At 70.6% G+C, this 15,328-nt stretch carries 15 protein-coding genes and 2 riboswitches; of the genes, 12 read left to right on the top strand and 3 right to left on the bottom strand.

Going from position 1 to position 15,328, the window contains the following annotated elements:
• Nucleotides 1-6 precede the first annotated feature (6 nt).
• Nucleotides 7-846, bottom strand: coding sequence for a hypothetical protein (locus KAH28_RS03055; protein ID WP_290574337.1), 840 nt, complete (start codon nt 844-846; stop codon nt 7-9).
• A 239-nt stretch (nt 847-1,085) separates the two neighbouring features.
• Between KAH28_RS03055 and KAH28_RS03050 the strand changes: the two genes are divergently transcribed.
• The 4 genes from KAH28_RS03050 to KAH28_RS03035 are packed head-to-tail and all read left to right on the top strand — an operon-like array spanning nt 1,086 to nt 5,375.
• Nucleotides 1,086-1,649: a YecA family protein gene (locus KAH28_RS03050; protein ID WP_290574336.1), complete on the top strand. Its 564-nt coding sequence runs from the start codon at nt 1,086-1,088 to the stop codon at nt 1,647-1,649.
• Between the two features lie 11 nt (nt 1,650-1,660).
• A complete protein-coding gene (locus tag KAH28_RS03045; protein ID WP_290574335.1) occupies nt 1,661-3,013 on the top strand; it encodes an aminopeptidase P N-terminal domain-containing protein in 1,353 nt (450 codons plus the stop codon).
• Nucleotides 3,010-4,197 carry an FAD-dependent oxidoreductase gene (locus KAH28_RS03040; protein ID WP_290574334.1) on the top strand — a complete coding sequence of 396 codons (1,188 nt, stop codon included), beginning with the start codon at nt 3,010-3,012 and terminating at the stop codon, nt 4,195-4,197. Before KAH28_RS03045 ends, KAH28_RS03040 begins: the two co-directional genes overlap by 4 nt.
• Nucleotides 4,194-5,375, top strand: a complete 1,182-nt coding sequence (locus KAH28_RS03035) for an FAD-dependent monooxygenase (RefSeq protein ID WP_290574333.1) — start codon at nt 4,194-4,196, stop codon at nt 5,373-5,375. The genes KAH28_RS03040 and KAH28_RS03035 overlap by 4 nt, the downstream gene beginning before the upstream one ends.
• A 37-nt stretch (nt 5,376-5,412) precedes the next feature.
• Here KAH28_RS03035 and KAH28_RS03030 read toward each other — a convergent pair whose 3' ends face one another.
• A complete protein-coding gene (locus tag KAH28_RS03030; protein ID WP_290574332.1) occupies nt 5,413-5,808 on the bottom strand; it encodes an SRPBCC family protein in 396 nt (131 codons plus the stop codon).
• Between the two features lie 64 nt (nt 5,809-5,872).
• Complete coding sequence (locus KAH28_RS03025) at nt 5,873-6,778, bottom strand: alpha/beta hydrolase (protein WP_290574331.1); 906 nt, start codon at nt 6,776-6,778, stop codon at nt 5,873-5,875.
• 115 nt (nt 6,779-6,893) lie between these two features.
• A riboswitch (glycine riboswitch) is annotated at nt 6,894-6,988 on the top strand.
• Between the two features lie 9 nt (nt 6,989-6,997).
• Nucleotides 6,998-7,098, top strand: a riboswitch (glycine riboswitch).
• Nucleotides 7,099-7,150: 52 nt separating this feature from the next.
• Here KAH28_RS03025 and gcvT point away from each other — a divergent pair.
• The 8 genes from gcvT to KAH28_RS02985 all read left to right on the top strand — a co-directional run bounded on the left by gcvT (nt 7,151) and on the right by KAH28_RS02985 (nt 15,311).
• On the top strand, nt 7,151-8,227 hold the full coding sequence (gcvT, locus tag KAH28_RS03020; RefSeq protein ID WP_290574330.1) for a glycine cleavage system aminomethyltransferase GcvT: 1,077 nt from the start codon (nt 7,151-7,153) through the stop codon (nt 8,225-8,227).
• Nucleotides 8,228-8,290: 63 nt separating this feature from the next.
• Nucleotides 8,291-8,671 (top strand): glycine cleavage system protein GcvH, encoded by a 381-nt coding sequence (gene gcvH, locus KAH28_RS03015; protein ID WP_290574329.1) that lies wholly within the window; start codon nt 8,291-8,293, stop codon nt 8,669-8,671.
• A gap of 67 nt (nt 8,672-8,738) precedes the next feature.
• A complete protein-coding gene (gene gcvPA, locus KAH28_RS03010) occupies nt 8,739-10,112 on the top strand; it encodes an aminomethyl-transferring glycine dehydrogenase subunit GcvPA (RefSeq protein WP_290574328.1) in 1,374 nt (457 codons plus the stop codon).
• A 40-nt stretch (nt 10,113-10,152) separates the two neighbouring features.
• The gene (gene gcvPB, locus KAH28_RS03005) at nt 10,153-11,625 is read left to right on the top strand and encodes an aminomethyl-transferring glycine dehydrogenase subunit GcvPB (RefSeq protein ID WP_290574327.1); all 1,473 of its coding nucleotides are present in this window, start codon (nt 10,153-10,155) and stop codon (nt 11,623-11,625) included.
• A 112-nt stretch (nt 11,626-11,737) separates the two neighbouring features.
• Nucleotides 11,738-12,670, top strand: a complete 933-nt coding sequence (locus KAH28_RS03000) for a carbohydrate kinase family protein (protein WP_290574326.1) — start codon at nt 11,738-11,740, stop codon at nt 12,668-12,670.
• A gap of 101 nt (nt 12,671-12,771) precedes the next feature.
• Nucleotides 12,772-13,572 carry a prolipoprotein diacylglyceryl transferase gene (gene lgt, locus KAH28_RS02995; protein WP_290574325.1) on the top strand — a complete coding sequence of 267 codons (801 nt, stop codon included), beginning with the start codon at nt 12,772-12,774 and terminating at the stop codon, nt 13,570-13,572.
• A gap of 128 nt (nt 13,573-13,700) precedes the next feature.
• The gene (locus KAH28_RS02990; RefSeq protein ID WP_290574324.1) at nt 13,701-14,366 is read left to right on the top strand and encodes a hypothetical protein; all 666 of its coding nucleotides are present in this window, start codon (nt 13,701-13,703) and stop codon (nt 14,364-14,366) included.
• Between the two features lie 57 nt (nt 14,367-14,423).
• Nucleotides 14,424-15,311, top strand: a complete 888-nt coding sequence (locus KAH28_RS02985; protein WP_290574323.1) for an adenylate/guanylate cyclase domain-containing protein — start codon at nt 14,424-14,426, stop codon at nt 15,309-15,311.
• Nucleotides 15,312-15,328 lie beyond the last annotated feature (17 nt).

Genomic DNA, 15,328 nt, shown 5'->3' with positions numbered 1-15,328 from the left:
CGCGGGTCAGTGCCCGGTGCGTACCGGCGGCAGGCGCGTGACGACGACCTCGCGCGTGCCGCGGTTGATGGAATAGAGAAGCCGGGCCTCGTCCGGATCGAGATCGAAGGCCTGGCCCGCGGTCGGTATCGCAATGGTCGCGATGTGCTCCAGCACCGAACCGGCATCGGGCAGCGTGAGCACGTAGAGCTCGCGGTGATCGTGGCCGGAGACGTAGAGCAGGCCGTCCGCGCCCCAGGTGCCCCCCGAGCTGGACATGGGGGCGAAGCGTTCCAGCACCGATGCCGGGAACACCCAGCCGGCAGTGGAGTGGTGCGCCTCGTCGAAGCGTTCGAGGCGGGTCCACCGCCAGTCGTGCAGCGGGTGACCGCGGTCGCCGCCGTAGTTGGCAAAGGTGAGCCACCAGGCGCCGTCGAAGCGGTCGGCCCAGGTCAGCGAGCCGTCGCGGATGCCCAGGCTCCAGCTGCCGGCGTGCCTCATGGTGGCGGTGTCGAAGCGCTCCACCGAGCTGGTCATCGGCACGCCCGGATAGTTCGAGTGCGCGCACACCAGCTGCGCCGCCTGCACGGTGCAACTGTTGAGATGCGTGATGGCGCCGTCGTCCGCGCCGCGCCAGCCATTCACGCGCTCGCCGGTGGTCTTGTCGTACTTGCCGATGGCGGCGTTGTCGATGACGTAGAAGTGATCCGCGTCCACCGCCACGCCCTGGCGCGCCTCGGCGGCCTCGAATCGGCGCACTTCCTCGCCCTGCAGCGTCGGCGGTTCGCTCGCCTGGACGGCCGCGCCGCCCGCGACCAGCAGCACGACCCCCGCCGCCCGCATCACCCGCTGTTTCGGATTCGCCACCTGCGCGCCCCCGTTCGTTCAGTGCGCGGCGACTCTATGGCGCGACCTTTGCGATCCGGTGGCGGCGGGATTGCCGCTGTGTGAAGCCGGCGTGCAGCCGGTGTCGCGATGCCGTCCACGACGCGATGCCCGGCGCCCGGCCGGGCGGCGCGGCGACGGGGCCCGGTCGCGTCGGCACGGAACGTATACTGGGGGATGCCCGGCCACGGTCGGGCCCTGCTTCCCGAAACCGGTTCCGTATGGCGCTCAAAGTGGGCTACGACAACCTCTCCGCCGCGCTGAAGAGCGCGGGGCTGACCGCCGATCCGGCGCAGTTCCACGGTGCGCTGTGCGGCGCGCTGTGCATGCGCGGCGCCGACGACATCGACCCGCTGGCACTGCTCGCCGAGGAGCGTGGCCCGGTCGACGCCGACAGCGGCCCCGCGGCCGAGGCCACCCTGCGCAGCCTGCGCGGCGAGGTCGCCGACGAGCTCAGCGGCGGCAGCGGGCTGACCCTGATCCTGCCGCCGGACGAGGGCGTCACGCTGGAGCAGCGCACGCGCGCGCTCGCCGCCTGGTGCGACGGCTTCATCTACGGGCTGGCCAGCACCGGCAAGCTCGATCTCGACGGCGCCTCCGAGGAGGTGCGCGAGGCGGTCAGCGACATCACCCAGTTCACGCGCGCGACCATCGAGGGCGGCGACGACATCGAGACCGAGGAAGGCGCCTACGCCGAGCTGGTCGAGTATCTGCGCGTGGTGGTCCAGCTCATCCATCTCGAGTGTCGTGGTGCGCCGGGCGAGCCTGGCGCGCCGATGCACTGAGGGTGCCTGCGATGAACGCGCCCGAACGCCTCTTCGCTCCCCCCGCCGCGCTCGACCGTGCCGTCTTCGCCGCACGTCGCCGCGCGCTGGCGGACATCGTCGGCACCGAGGGTGCGGTCATCGTGCCCGCCAACCGCGAGCAGCCGCGCAATCGCGACGTGCACTTCCCGTTCCGGCAGGACAGCGACTTCTGGTATCTCACCGGCTTCCCGGAGCCGGATGCCATCGCCGTCTTCCTGCCCGGCCGCGAGGCCGGCGAGCTGGTGCTCTTCGTGCGTCCGCGCGATCCCGAGCGCGAGATCTGGGACGGCCGTCGCCACGGCACCGAGGGGGCGCGCGAGCATTTCGGCGCCGACGAGGCGCATACCCTCGACGCCTTCGACGCGCAGCTTCCCGGGCTGCTCGCCGGGCGTCGCAACGTGCACGTGCAGCTCGGCGACCGTCCGGAGCTGGACGCGCGCATCACGGCCTGCGTGCAGCGCATGCGCGAGATGTCGCGCCGGGGCCCGGCCGCGCCCGAGGCCCTGCTGGGGCTCGACGCCAGCCTGCACGAGCTGCGCCTGATCAAGAGCGCGGCCGAGGTTGCCCACATGCGCTTCGCGGCGCGCGTATCGGCGGCGGCCCATATCGCCGCCATGCGCGCGGTGGCGCCGGGCGTGCAGGAATGGCAGCTCGCCGCCGAGATCCACGCCGTGCTCGCGCGCCATGACATGGAGCCCGGCTACGGCAGCATCGTGGCGGCCGGCGCCAACGCCTGCGTGCTGCACTACGTCGAGAATCGCGCGGAGGTCGGCACCGACGATCTGGTGCTGATCGACGCCGGCGGCGAGTACCATGGCTATACCGCCGACATCACGCGCACCTTCCCCGCCGGCGGGCGTTACGGCGCCGAGCAGGCGGCGGTCTACGACATCGTGCTGGCTGCGCAGCAGGCGGCCATCGATACCGTGCGCGCGGGAACACCGGTCGCGGACATGCACGAAGCCGCCACGCGCGTGCTGACGCAGGGCATGGTCGATCTGGGCTGGCTGTCCGGCGATGTCGACGGCCTCATCGAGCAGGGCGAACAGCGCCGCTACTTCATGCACGGTACCGGCCACTGGCTGGGCATGGATGTCCACGATGTCGGCCGCTACCGCGTCGACGGTGATTCGCGGCCCTTCGCGGCCGGCATGGTCACCACCGTCGAGCCGGGGCTCTATGTTCCGCCCGACGACGAGCGCGTCGACGCCCGCTGGCGCGGCATCGGCATCCGCATCGAGGACGACGTGCTGGTCACCGACGGCGAGCCCGACGTGCTCACCGGGGACGTGCCCAAGACGCGCGAGGCCGTCGAGGCACTGATCGCGTCGGCGCGCGGATGAGCGAGCGCATCGACGTCGCGGTGGTCGGCGGCGGGCTGGTGGGCGCCTCCGCCGCGCTCGCGATGGCACGCGCCGGTCGTTCCGTGGCGCTGGTCGAGCCGAACCGGGCGGAAGCGCCGGCGCCGGCCTGGGACGAGCGCTGCATCGGGCTCAACGCGGCCAGCATCGAGATCCTGCGCGAGCTCGGCGTCTGGGACGGCATCGCCGGCGAGGCCGCGCCCATCCGGAGCACCGTCATCTGCGAGGCGGGGCGGCCGGGCAGCGTGCGCTTCACGGCAGCCGACGCCGGACTCGACGCACTGGGTTGCAACACTCCGCTGCGCGCGATTCACGGCGCACTCCTGGCGGCGCTGCCGGATGCCGGCGTGCGTCTGCTCGAGGGACGTGCCGTCACCGGCATGCAGATCGGCGACGACCAGGCACAGCTTCGACTGGACGACGGCAGCACCATCGATGCGCGCCTGGTGATGGCCTGCGACGGCACCGATTCGCCGCTGCGCGCCCGGGCCGGCATCACCGTGGAGAGCCGCGACTACGGTCAGACCGCGCTGGTGAGCACCATCGCGATCGCGCGCGACCACGATGGCTGTGCCTGGGAACGCTTCACGCCCAGCGGCCCGCTGGCCGTGCTGCCGCGCGCGCCCGGCCGCTGCACGGTGGTGTGGTCGCAGCCGCCCGCCGACACCGGGGCGCTGGCGGCGCTCGACGACGACGCCTTCGCGGCACGGCTGCACGAGGCGTTCGGAGCGCGCCTGGGCGCCTTCGGCGCAGGCGGCAGGCGCATGTGCTGGCCGCTGCGGCAGGTGGTGGCCACGCGCGTGACGGCGCCGCGCCTTCTCTTCGCCGGCAACGCCGCGCAGACCCTGCATCCGGTGGCGGCGCAGGGATTCAATCTGGGCCTGCGCGACTGCGCGGCCGCCGCGGCGGTGGCCGGCGCGCATGCCGACCCGGGCAGCGAGCCGGCGCTGGCGCGCTATGCGGCGCTGCGCGCGGACGACCGCCGGGCCGTGAGCGCCTTCACCGACCGTCTGGTGCGTCTGTTCGCGAGTCGCGCGCCCGGCCTTGCCGGGCTGCGGCATCTGGGGCTGACCGGGCTGGCCGCCACGCCGGCGGCCCATCGCGAGGTCATGCTGCAGAACCTCGGCCTCCCGGCGCTGGCGCGACTGCGGGCGGTGGCGGCATGAGCCGCGAGGCGCGCGCACAGGGACGCGCCATCTGCGTGGTGGGTGGCGGCATCGCGGGTACCGCGTGCGCGCTCCGGCTGGCCGCTGCCGGTCACCGCGTGCGCCTGCTGGCCGGCAGCGCGCCGCTGCCCGCCGACGATGCCGACGAGATCCGCTACTACGCGCTGTCGCCTGCGTCCATCGCGATGCTCGAGCGGCTCGGGATCGATGTCGGCGGGCTGGGCGCATGTCCCTATACCGACATGCGGGTCTGGGGCGGCGCACTGCGCGACGGGCTGCACTTCAGCATGGCCGAAGCGCCCCTCGGCGCCGCGGCGCTCGGCCGGATCGTCGGCCACGGCGCGCTGCTGCGTGCACTGCGCACGCGGGCCGACAGTGCGCTGACGGTCATGGCGGTCGATGCGCGGACCACCGAGACGCTGCCCGAACGTGTCGACATCGACTGCTCCGACGGCGATCTGGTCACCGCCGATCTGGTGGTGGCGGCCGACGGGGCGCACTCGGCGCTGCGCGAGGCCGCCGGCATCCCCGTGAATGCGTGGCAGTACGAGCAGCGCGGCATCGTCGCCAACATCGCGTGCGACGCCGGCCTGCAGGCGACGGCCTGGCAGCGCTTCCTGCCCGACGGCGTGCTGGCGCTGCTGCCGCTCGACGCCGAGCGCGCCTCGATCGTGTGGTCGGCGGACGACGCCACCGCCGATCACCTGATGGGGCTGGACGACGGCGCCTTCGGCGAGGTGCTGGCCGCGGCGCTGCAGCAGCATCTCGGTGGCGTGCGCGTGCTGAGCCGGCGTGCGGATTTTCCGCTCGGTGCGGCCCATGCCGAGCGCTACTGGGCGCCCCGGCTGGCGCTGCTCGGCGATGCCGCGCACGTGATCCATCCGCTGGCCGGGCAGGGACTCAATCTCGGTCTCGCCGATGCCGGGGAACTGGCCGCTGCGCTGTCGCGGCATCCGGGCGAGCTCGCGCGCGCGCTGCGCGGCTACAGCCGTCGCCGGCGCACGGCCACCGCCGACATGATCATGATCACCGATGGCCTGCATCGGCTGTTCGGGCCGGCCGGGCCCGACTTCGCCGAGCTGCGCGAGGCCGGCATGGCCATGGTCAATCGGCTGACGCCGCTGCGCCGGATGCTGGTGGAGCGGGCGCTGGACACGCGCGACGCGCAGGTGTCGTAGCGCACGCCCCGCACCGGGCCGCGCGCGCCGGCGCCGGCTATGCTTCGAGCAGCGTCTTCAGTGCCTGCAGATCCGCCTCGACCGCAGCCTGATCGGCGGCGAACTGCTCGTCGGACATGCCGGGCTGCCGGAACAGCGTGAACAGCATCTCGGCGCCGTCGCCGTGCGGCATGACGCGCATGGGGTTGTGCACGGTGATGCCCGACGCCAGGGTCACGTCGTGATCCATGACGCCGAGATCATTGCGTGGCGCGAAGCGGATCCGGGCGGTGCCGAAGGGCGCGGTCACGATCCAGTCGTCTCCGTCGCGGACGACCTCGGAGCGCGCCAGGCCGGCGGCCCAGCGCGGCAGGTTCCGCGGGTCGGCGGCGAAGGCGTAGACCGCTTCGGGCGGGCGCGCGATGAAGACGCTGATGTGCCGTGTCTCGTGCAAGGATGCCTCCCTCCGGCAGCCGGTCGAAGCACCCGCGCGACCGCGATCCTGCGGATGCCAGGGCTCAGGCCGCCCGCGCGGGCCGCTGCTCGCCGCGCGCGACGCAGTCCGCGATGTGGCCGGCGATGCGCGGCAGCAGCGCGGGCGGGAAGTCGTGGCCCATGCCCTCGACGATCTGCAGATCGGCCTGGGGCAGGCGGCGGGCGAGATCGTGCGCGGCCGGTGTCGGGACCAGCGGATCGGCGTCGCCGTGGATGACGGTCACCGGCTGGTGGATGCCTGCGACCAGGCGCGTGCGGCTGCCGGAGGCAAGGATGGCGTGCATCTGCCGCAGCATGCCGGCCGGGTAGAAGCCGCGGTCGAAGCTGGTCTCGACCTTCTCGCGCAGCTCGGCCTCGCTCAGCGGATAGCCCGGGCTGCCGATCACGCGCCAGGTCTCCATGCCGTAGCGGATGCGGCCCTCGCGGCTGCGGTCGCGCGGGCCGCGGGACATGCGCAGTTGCAGTCGCAGGCTCGGGCCCGGCAAGCGCGGGTGGCCGCTGGTGGTCATGATCAGCGTGGCGCTGGCCACGCGCGCGGCGTGCCGGGCGGCGAGGATCTGCGCGATCATGCCGCCCATCGAGGCCCCCACGATGTGCGCGCTGGCGATGCCGAGCGCATCGAGCAGGCCGACGACGTCGCGTGCCATGTCGTTGAGCCCGTAGGCGGGACGCAGCGGCAGCCCGACGCGGGCACGCAGCCAGCCGCGGGTGATGTCGGGCACCGGCGCGTCGCCGATGCGTGCCGAAAGGCCGCAGTCGCGGTTGTCGAAGCGCACGACGTAGTGCCCGCGTGCGGCGAGGTCGCGGCACAGCGCCTCGGGCCAGAGGATCATCTGGGCGCCGAGCCCCATGATGAGGACGATGGCCGGATGCGCCGGGTCGCCGAAGGTGTCGTAGTGCAGGGTGATGCCGTTGGCCGATGCCTCCATGGGATCCTCGCGTCGGTTGCGGGGTGCGCGCGGCGCGAATGCGGCCTGAACGCGCGCCAATGTCGAGCCCGAGGTCGAAATCGGGCGGCGAATGCGCTATGGTATCCCCTGAATTGACAATTCCGCGCGAGAGAATCGGTCCAGCGAGGCCGGTCACCGAAGGCGCAAGCTGCCCGCAATCGCTCAGGTATCAGGGAGCGCGGAATGGCCCTCAGGGGCGCAATTCACTCTGGAGAGCGGCGCTCGGCGCGCCCACCGAAGGGGAAGGGTCCCCGCGAGGAACGACCCAAACTCTCAGGTAACCGGACAGAGGGGCGTGTCGAGAATCGGTCGAAAGGCTGCTTCTTCATCCACGTCAGCGCCGGTTGGACCATGACCCAGCTCCAGAAGACCACATTGCATCCCCTCCACGCCGAGGCCGGCGCCCGCCTGATCGACTTCGGCGGCTGGGAGATGCCCGTGCAGTACCGCTCCCAGGTGGAGGAGCATCACGCCGTGCGCCGCACCGCCGGCATCTTCGACGTCGGCCACATGCGTGCGGTCGACGTCGAGGGCGACGATGCCGAAGCCTTCCTGCGCGGGCTGCTCGCCAACGACGTCGCCAAGCTGGACGACGGTCGCGCGCTGTACAGCTGCATGCTCAACGCGCGCGGCGGCGTGAAGGACGATCTCATCATCTACCGCCGCGGTGCCGGCCGCTATCGCGCCGTGCTCAACGCCGCGACCGCGATGGCCGACATCGACTGGATGGCCGAGCACATCAGCGGCGACTGCCGGATCAATCTGCGCGACGACCGCACCATCGTCGCGCTGCAGGGGCCCAAGGCGACCGAGCTGCTGCCCAAGCTGGTCGATGCCGCGCTCGCCGATGCCGCCGTTGCGCTGAAGCCGTTCCGCTGCACCGAAGCGGGCGATGTATTCATCGGCCGCACCGGCTACACCGGCGAGGACGGCTTCGAGGTCGTGCTGCCGGTCGATGCCGCAGCCGACTTCTGGCGCGCGGCGGTCGATGCCGGCGCCGAGCCCTGCGGCCTCGGCGCGCGCGACACACTGCGTCTCGAGGCCGGCATGAACCTCTACGGTCAGGACATGGACGAGGACACCTTCCCGGCGGAAGCCGGCCTGTCCTGGACCGTCGCCCTGGAGCCCGGTGATCGCGACTTCGTCGGGCGCGCGGCGCTCGAGGCCGCCGACCCCCAGCGCCGCCTGATCGGGCTCGTGCTCGAGGGGCGCGGCGTCATGCGCGGCCACATGGCCGTGCGCTTCGCCAACGGCGCCACCGGCGAGACCACCTCGGGCAGCCATTCGCCGACCATGGGCGCGTCGATCGCGCTCGCGCGCGTCGAGGGGCATGCCGAGGGCGACGCCGAGGTCTGCATCCGCGACCGCTGGCTGCCGGCGCGCGTGGTCAAGCCGCCCTTCGTGCGCAATGGTCAGGTCCGCGTCTGAGCGACGCGGCACCGGCCGTCTTTTCCGTTCCCGATCCCGTACTGCCTGACCCCGGAGTCTCCCATGAGCAATGTTCCCGCCGACCTCCGCTACACCAAATCCCATGAGTGGGTGCGCGTCGAGTCCGACGGCACCATGACCATCGGCATTACCGACCACGCCCAGGCCGAGCTCGGCGATCTGGTGTTCGTCGAAGTGCCCGACGTCGATCGCGAGCTCGAGGCGGGCGAGGCCTGCGCGGTGGTCGAGTCGGTCAAGGCCGCCTCGGATGTCTATGCGCCCATCGCCGGCACCGTGGTGGCGGTCAACGACAAGCTGGCCGACGCGCCCGAGACCCTCAACGACGATCCCTACGGCGAAGGGTGGCTGTTCCGCCTGAGCGGCGACACCGCCCAGGCCGAGGCGCTGCTCGACGCCGACGCCTACGGCGCCGAGGCGGGCTGAATCGCGCCCGCTGCGCTCCGCCGGGCCGCTCGGCCCGGCTTTCCATTCGCATGACCGGAGGCTGGATATGCCCTTCGTCCCCCATACCGAGAAGGACATCAAGGAGATGCTGGCCGTCATCGGCGCGCCGTCGACCGACGCGCTGTTCGACGAGATTCCCGAGCATCTCCGCTGCGGCGAGCTCGACGCCATTCCCGAGTCCACGCCCGAGATGGCGCTCACGCGCCTCATGCAGGCGCGTGCCGCGGCCGACGGCACGGCACTGAACTTCATCGGTGCCGGCGCCTATGAGCACCACATCCCGGCGGCGGTCTGGGAGATCACCACGCGCGGCGAGTTCTACTCGGCCTACACGCCGTATCAGGCGGAGGCCAGTCAGGGCACGCTGCAGCTGCTGTACGAGTTCCAGACCATGATGTGCGAGCTGACGGGGATGGAGATCTCCAACGCCTCGCTCTACGACGGCGCATCGGCGCTGGCCGAGGCGCTGCTCATGGCGGTGCGCAGCGCCGGCCGCAACGCCACCGGCGAGATTCTCGTGCCGCGCGCGCTGCATCCGTACTACCGGCAGGTCGCCCACAACCTGACTCACGCGCAGGGCGTGACCCTGCACGAAGTGGCCTTCGACGAGCGCACCGGCCTGACGCCGGTCGACGCCGCCGAGCGTGCCGGTGTCGAGGCCCCCACCGCGGTGGTCATCAACCAGCCCAACTTCTTCGGCGGGCTCGAGGATGTCGATGCGCTCACCGACTGGGCGCATGCACGCGGCGCGCTGGTGGTGGCGGTGGTCAATCCGACCCTGCTCGCCATTCATCGTCCGCCGTCGGAGTGGGGCGAGAAGGGCGTCGACATCGTCGTGGGCGAGGGGCAGCCGCTGGGCGCGCCGCTCTCGTCGGGCGGCCCGTACTTCGGCTATCTGTGCACGCGCAAGCAGTACGCCCGCCAGATTCCGGGTCGCATCGTCGGCCGCACCGTCGACATGGACGGTAAGCCCGGCTACACGCTGACCCTGCAGGCGCGCGAGCAGCACATCCGCCGCTCCAAGGCGACGTCGAACATCTGCACCAACCAGGGTCTGCTGGTCACCGCGGCGACCATCTACATGTCGCTGCTGGGGCCCGAGGGCCTGGCGCGCGTCGCGCAGGCGTCGATGGCCAACACCGCCAGCCTGGTCGACGGTCTCACCGGACTGCCGGGCGTGGAGCGTGTCTTCGAGGCGCCGGTCTTCCACGAGGCGCTGCTCAAGCTCGATCGCCCGGTGGGGCCGGTGCTGGAGCGGCTGGCCGAGCAGGACATCATCGGTGGCTTCGACGTCTCGGCGGCGTATCCCGAGCTCGGCAACGCGCTGCTGGTCTGCGCCACCGAGACGCGCACCGCCGCCGACATCGCGCGCTACCGCGACGCCCTCGGCGAGGTGCTGAAGCAGGCGCGCGCCGCCTGAGCCGTCGCAACCGAATCCGCGTCCCCGGAGGGACTTCACGATGACCGAAGCACTCATCTTCGAGAACACCCGCGCCGGTCGCGGCGCCACTGCGCAGTGGCCGGCCGCGGTCACCGGGTCCGGGCTGCCGGAAACGCTGGCGCGCAAGCGCGCGCCGCGGCTGCCCGAGACCGGCGAGCTGCAGACGGTGCGCCACTTCACGCGGCTGTCGCAGCTCAACTTCTCCATCGACACGCACTTCTACCCGCTCGGGTCGTGCACGATGAAATACAACCCGCGCGCCTGCAACACGCTGGCGATGCTGCCGGGCTTTCTGGGCCGCCATCCGCTGGCGCCGGTCAGCCGCGGGCAGGGCGTGCTGGCCTGCCTGTACGAGCTGCAGGACATGCTGCGCAACGTCACCGGCATGGACCGTGTCTCGCTGACGCCGATGGCGGGCGCGCAGGGCGAGTTCACTGGCGTGGCCATGATCCGCGCCTATCATCGCTCGCGCGGCGATGATGCGCGCACCGAGATCATCGTGCCGGATGCCGCCCACGGCACCAATCCGGCCACCGCCACCATGCTCGGCTTCAAGGTACGCGAGATTCCGACCAAGCCGGACGGCGACGTCGACTTCGAGGCGCTGCAGGAAGCGGTGGGTCCGCAGACGGCCGGCATCATGCTGACCAACCCGTCGACCGTGGGCGTGTTCGAGCGCCGCATCAAGGAGATCGCCGATCTCGTGCACGAGGCCGGCGGCCTGCTCTACTACGACGGCGCCAACCTCAACGCCATCCTCGGGAAGACGCGGCCCGGCGACATGGGCTTCGACGTCATCCACATGAACCTGCACAAGACCTTCTCGACGCCGCACGGCGGTGGCGGTCCCGGTGCCGGTGCCGTGGGGGTGTCGAAGCGACTGGCGCCCTTCATGCCGATCCCGGTGGTCGGGCAGAACGACGACGGCAGCTACCGCTGGCTCGACGAGAACGACCTGCCGCACTCCATCGGCCGGCTGTCCACCTTCATGGGCAATACCGGCGTGCTGCTGCGTGCCTATGTCTACGCGCGCCTGCTGGGACGCGACGGCATGCGCCGCGTCGCCGAGTTCGCCACCCTCAACGCCAACTATCTGATGGCGCGGCTGAAGGAGAAGGGCTTCGACATCGCCTTCGACGGCCGGCGCGCGAGCCACGAGTTCATCGTCACGCTCAAGCGCCAGAAGCAGGAGCTGCAGCTCACCGCCGGCGATGTCGCCAAGCGCCTGCTGGACTACGGCTTCCACGCGCCCACGGTCTACTTCCCGCTGCTGGTGCCGGAGTGCCTGCTCATCGAGCCCACCGAGACCGAGGACCGCGAAGCGCTCGACGCCTTCGTCGAGGCCATGGCCGCGATCTGGGACGAGGCGAAGCAGGACATCGAGCACGTCAAGGGTGCGCCCTGGGAGCTGCCGGTGCGTCGCCTCGACGAGACCCGCGCCGCGCGCCAGCTCGACGTGCGCTACGACTTCGGCGACAGCGCCGCCGCCTGATCTTCGACACCGAAGCGCGGGCCGGATCGGCCCGCGCCGGGCGACCTGGCGAGCCCCGGACGGGGGAGCCTGGTCACCCGAAAACCCCTGAATTCACCTAGAAGGAGTACCCATGTCTGCGCTTATCACCGGGTCGTTCGCCTACGACACGATCATGGTTTTCCCCGGCCAGTTCAAGAACGAGATCCTGCCCGATCAGGTGCACATCCTGAACGTGGCCTTCCTGGTGCCCGAGATGCGCCGCGAGTTCGGCGGCTGCGCCGGCAACATCGCCTACAACCTCAAGCTGCTCGGCGGCGACGGGCGTCCGATGGGCACGGCCGGCTCGGACTTCGACGACTACGCCGCCTGGATGGACAAGCAGGGCGTGTCGCGTGACCTGGTCAACATCAACGCGGATCACTACACCGCGCAGGCCTACATCGTCACCGACATGGACGACAACCAGATCACGGCCTTCCACCCGGGTGCGATGAACGTCGCGCACGAGCAGAAGATCGTGACCGACGGCGTCACCCTCGGCACGGTCTCGCCGGACGGGCGCGATGCCATGATCCAGCACGCCGAGCAGTTCGCCGAGGCCGGCATTCCCTTCATCTTCGATCCCGGCCAGGGTCTGCCCATGTTCGACGGCGACGCGCTGTCGACCTTCATCGACCAGGCCAGCTACGTCGCGGTGAATTCCTACGAGGCGCAGGTCATCACCGACCGTACCGGCATGACGCTGGAACAGATCGCCGAGCGCGTGAAGGCGCTGGTGGTGACGCTGGGCGGCGAGGGCTCGCACATCTACACCGGTGGCAAGAAGCTGGAGATTCCGACCGCCAAGCCGGAGTCGCTGGCCGACCCGACGGGTTGCGGCGACGCCTATCGCGGCGGTCTGCTCTACGGCCTGCTCAACGACATGGACTGGGAGACGATCGGCCGCATCGCCGGTCTGATGGGCGCCATCAAGATCGAGCGTCCCGGCACGCAGAACCACAAGTTCACGCCCGAGGAATTCGGCGCCCGCTTCAAGCGCGAGTTCGGCTACGAGCTCAAGTAGGTTCAACGCGCGTTGCGACCGAACGGCCGCCTCCGGGCGGCCGTTCGCGTCTGTGACGCCGTGCAACGGAAGTGCAGGGAGGCGCTGCTAAACTCCGCCCCATGCTGACCCATCCCGGATTCGATCCCGTAGCCCTCTCCATCGGCCCGCTCTCCATCCACTGGTACGGGCTGATGTATCTGCTCGGCTTCGCGGGATGCTGGTGGCTCGGCGTCGTGCAGGGGCGGCGCGCGCACTGGCAGTGGCCACGCGAGCGCATCGGCGATCTGCTGTTCTACGTCGCGCTCGGCGTCATCCTCGGCGGGCGCATCGGCTACATCCTGTTCTACGACTTCGCCAGCTTCATCGACGATCCGCTGCGGCTGGTCCGCATCTGGGAGGGCGGCATGTCCTTCCACGGCGGTCTGCTCGGTGTCATGGCGGCGCTCTGGCTGTTCGCGCGCTCGATCGGTAGCACCTTCCTGACGGTGGCCGATTTCGTGTGCGTTCTGGTGCCCTTCGGGCTGTTCACCGGGCGCATCGGCAACTTCATCAACGGCGAGCTGTGGGGCGGTCCGACCGACCTGCCGTGGGGCATGGTGTTCCCGCACGTCGACCAGCTGGCACGCCATCCCAGCATGCTCTACGAGGCCATCCTGGAAGGACCCGTACTGCTCGGCATCCTGTGGTGGTTCTCGGCGAAGCCGCGGCCGCGTGGCATGATCAGCGGTCTCTTCCTGGTGCTCTACGGCTGCTTCCGGTGGGCCGTCGAGTTCGTGCGCGTGCCCGACGCGCACATCGGCTATCTGGCCGGCACCGGCTGGTTCACGATGGGGATGCTGCTGTGCATTCCGATGCTCGTCGGCGGCGCCGGCTTGATCGCGTGGTCGCTGCGCGGCCGGATGGCGCCGGGGAGCGCCTGAGCGCGCGGAAGTAGTGCGGGAGCCGCTTCCCTGCTACCGTATCGCGCGGGAGTGGGTGTGTTCAGGGTCCCATGGAGAGCCGTTTCGAACGGCTCGTCACGATCAAATTTCAGCGGGGGATTAGCGCAATGATGAACAGGGTAGCGATGGGCTTGGCGATCACGGTCTTCGCGGGGGCCGCCAGCGGTCAGATGGCGGGCATCGGGCGCGTGGGCGTGCTGGGCGGCGTCTACGATTCCGAGCTCGACGTTCCGGGGTTTGGCAGCGAAGGTTCGACCGAGCCGACCTTCGGCGTGCTCGCCGGCTACACGGTGGCGTTCGAGTCGTTCTTCGCGGACATCGGCCTCGAATACCAGACGATCACCGGCGACGGTGACAACAGCGCCGATTTCGACCGCACCGACGTGCTGGTCTCGGTTGGCGCGTTCCTGCCGCGGGACTTCAACGCATCGGTGGGCTATCGCTTCGGGTACCAGGGCGACGGCGCCTTCGACGACGGCTTCTACCAGGAGACCGGTCCCTTCGTGGGCATCGGCTTCCCGTCCTTCGGGCTGGGCAGCAACTGGACCGTGAACACGTCCGCCGCGGTGAACTTCACCGAGCTGGATCTCGGTGGTGGCGCCAAGGCCGACTTCATCGGCTTCAGCGGTCGCGCCGCGATGTCCATGAAGGGAAGCCCGCACTCCTTCGGCCTGCGCATCCAGCGGTTCTCCGACGACGAGCAGGGCTTCGATCTCACCGAGACCTACGCCCACCTCTTCTACCAGTTCTCCTTCCTGGGCATGGGCGGCTAGCAGCCGCGACCGCGTGCGGAGGCTCTGCCTCCGCATGCCCGGCGGGGAGCAACGGCGATGGCGGTGTCCAAGGCGGCGATCGGGGTCCTGTTCGTCGACATCGTCGGCAGTACCCGTCTGTACCGGAGTCACGGCGACGAGCGCGCCGAGGCGCTGGTGGGCGCGGCGCTGCAGCGTTGCTGTGATGCCGCCGAGCGCTACCGGGGCAGGCGCATCAAGTCCATCGGCGATGCGCTGATGTGCGTGTTCCCGGATGCGGAATCGGCGGCGCGCGCGGCCATGGACATGCAGCGCGAGGCGCGCGTGCCGCTGCCCGGGGAGGATCTCACGCTGGAACTGCGGGTCGGCTTTGCGTCCGGCGAGGCCGTCGAGCGCGACGGCGACTATTTCGGCGATGTCGTCAACATCGCCGCCCGCGTCTCGGACATGGCGAAGTCCGGTCAGATCCTCACCACCGAATCCACCGGCAGCGAGCTCCCGGAGGAGATCGGCGCATCCGTCAGGGTCTTCGACAACACGCCGGTCAAGGGCATCACCGAATCGATCCTGGTGAGCCAGGTGGTCTGGGACCGGCGCAGTCACACCGAGGTCTTCTCGGCCAGCGATATCGTCGGCGCCCTGAAGCTCGTGCTGCGCCATCGCGACGTCGAGGCGGTGCTGACGCCGCTCAAGCTCCCCTTCGTCATCGGCCGGCAGCAGGACTGCGACCTGGTCGTCGACGCCCCGTTCGCATCGCGCCGCCACCTGCGCATCGAATACCGGCGCGGCAAGTTCGTGCTGGTGGACGAGAGCACCAACGGCACCTATGTCGCGCATGGCGAGGGCGAGGAGAAGCTGGCCTACGTGCGCAATGAGCCCTTCGCGCTCTTCGCGACCGGTCGCTTCTGGCTCGGGGCGCTCCCCGAGGAGGCTGGGTCGGAGCCGGTCTCGTTCGAGACCGAGTGAGCCCGCTGACGCGTTAG

It is taken from the genome of Algiphilus sp. (assembly GCF_023145115.1).
Classification (GTDB): Bacteria; Pseudomonadota; Gammaproteobacteria; order Nevskiales; family Nevskiaceae; genus Algiphilus.
This window is presented reverse-complemented; position numbering and strand designations above follow the sequence as displayed.

What these genes read in the sequence shown, in the direction of transcription:
- KAH28_RS03035 (WP_290574333.1), top strand. Translation starts at nt 4,194, where the DNA reads ATGAGCCGCGAGGCGCGCGCACAGGGACGCGCCATCTGCGTGGTGGGT.
- KAH28_RS03040 (WP_290574334.1), top strand. Translation starts at nt 3,010, where the DNA reads ATGAGCGAGCGCATCGACGTCGCGGTGGTCGGCGGCGGGCTGGTGGGC.
- KAH28_RS02990 (WP_290574324.1), top strand. Translation starts at nt 13,701, where the DNA reads ATGATGAACAGGGTAGCGATGGGCTTGGCGATCACGGTCTTCGCGGGG.
- KAH28_RS02985 (WP_290574323.1), top strand. Translation starts at nt 14,424, where the DNA reads ATGGCGGTGTCCAAGGCGGCGATCGGGGTCCTGTTCGTCGACATCGTC.
- KAH28_RS03000 (WP_290574326.1), top strand. Translation starts at nt 11,738, where the DNA reads ATGTCTGCGCTTATCACCGGGTCGTTCGCCTACGACACGATCATGGTT.
- KAH28_RS03050 (WP_290574336.1), top strand. Translation starts at nt 1,086, where the DNA reads ATGGCGCTCAAAGTGGGCTACGACAACCTCTCCGCCGCGCTGAAGAGC.
- lgt (WP_290574325.1), top strand. Translation starts at nt 12,772, where the DNA reads ATGCTGACCCATCCCGGATTCGATCCCGTAGCCCTCTCCATCGGCCCG.
- KAH28_RS03025 (WP_290574331.1), bottom strand. Translation starts at nt 6,778, where the DNA reads ATGGAGGCATCGGCCAACGGCATCACCCTGCACTACGACACCTTCGGC.
- KAH28_RS03045 (WP_290574335.1), top strand. Translation starts at nt 1,661, where the DNA reads ATGAACGCGCCCGAACGCCTCTTCGCTCCCCCCGCCGCGCTCGACCGT.
- gcvPA (WP_290574328.1), top strand. Translation starts at nt 8,739, where the DNA reads ATGCCCTTCGTCCCCCATACCGAGAAGGACATCAAGGAGATGCTGGCC.
- gcvH (WP_290574329.1), top strand. Translation starts at nt 8,291, where the DNA reads ATGAGCAATGTTCCCGCCGACCTCCGCTACACCAAATCCCATGAGTGG.
- gcvPB (WP_290574327.1), top strand. Translation starts at nt 10,153, where the DNA reads ATGACCGAAGCACTCATCTTCGAGAACACCCGCGCCGGTCGCGGCGCC.
- gcvT (WP_290574330.1), top strand. Translation starts at nt 7,151, where the DNA reads ATGACCCAGCTCCAGAAGACCACATTGCATCCCCTCCACGCCGAGGCC.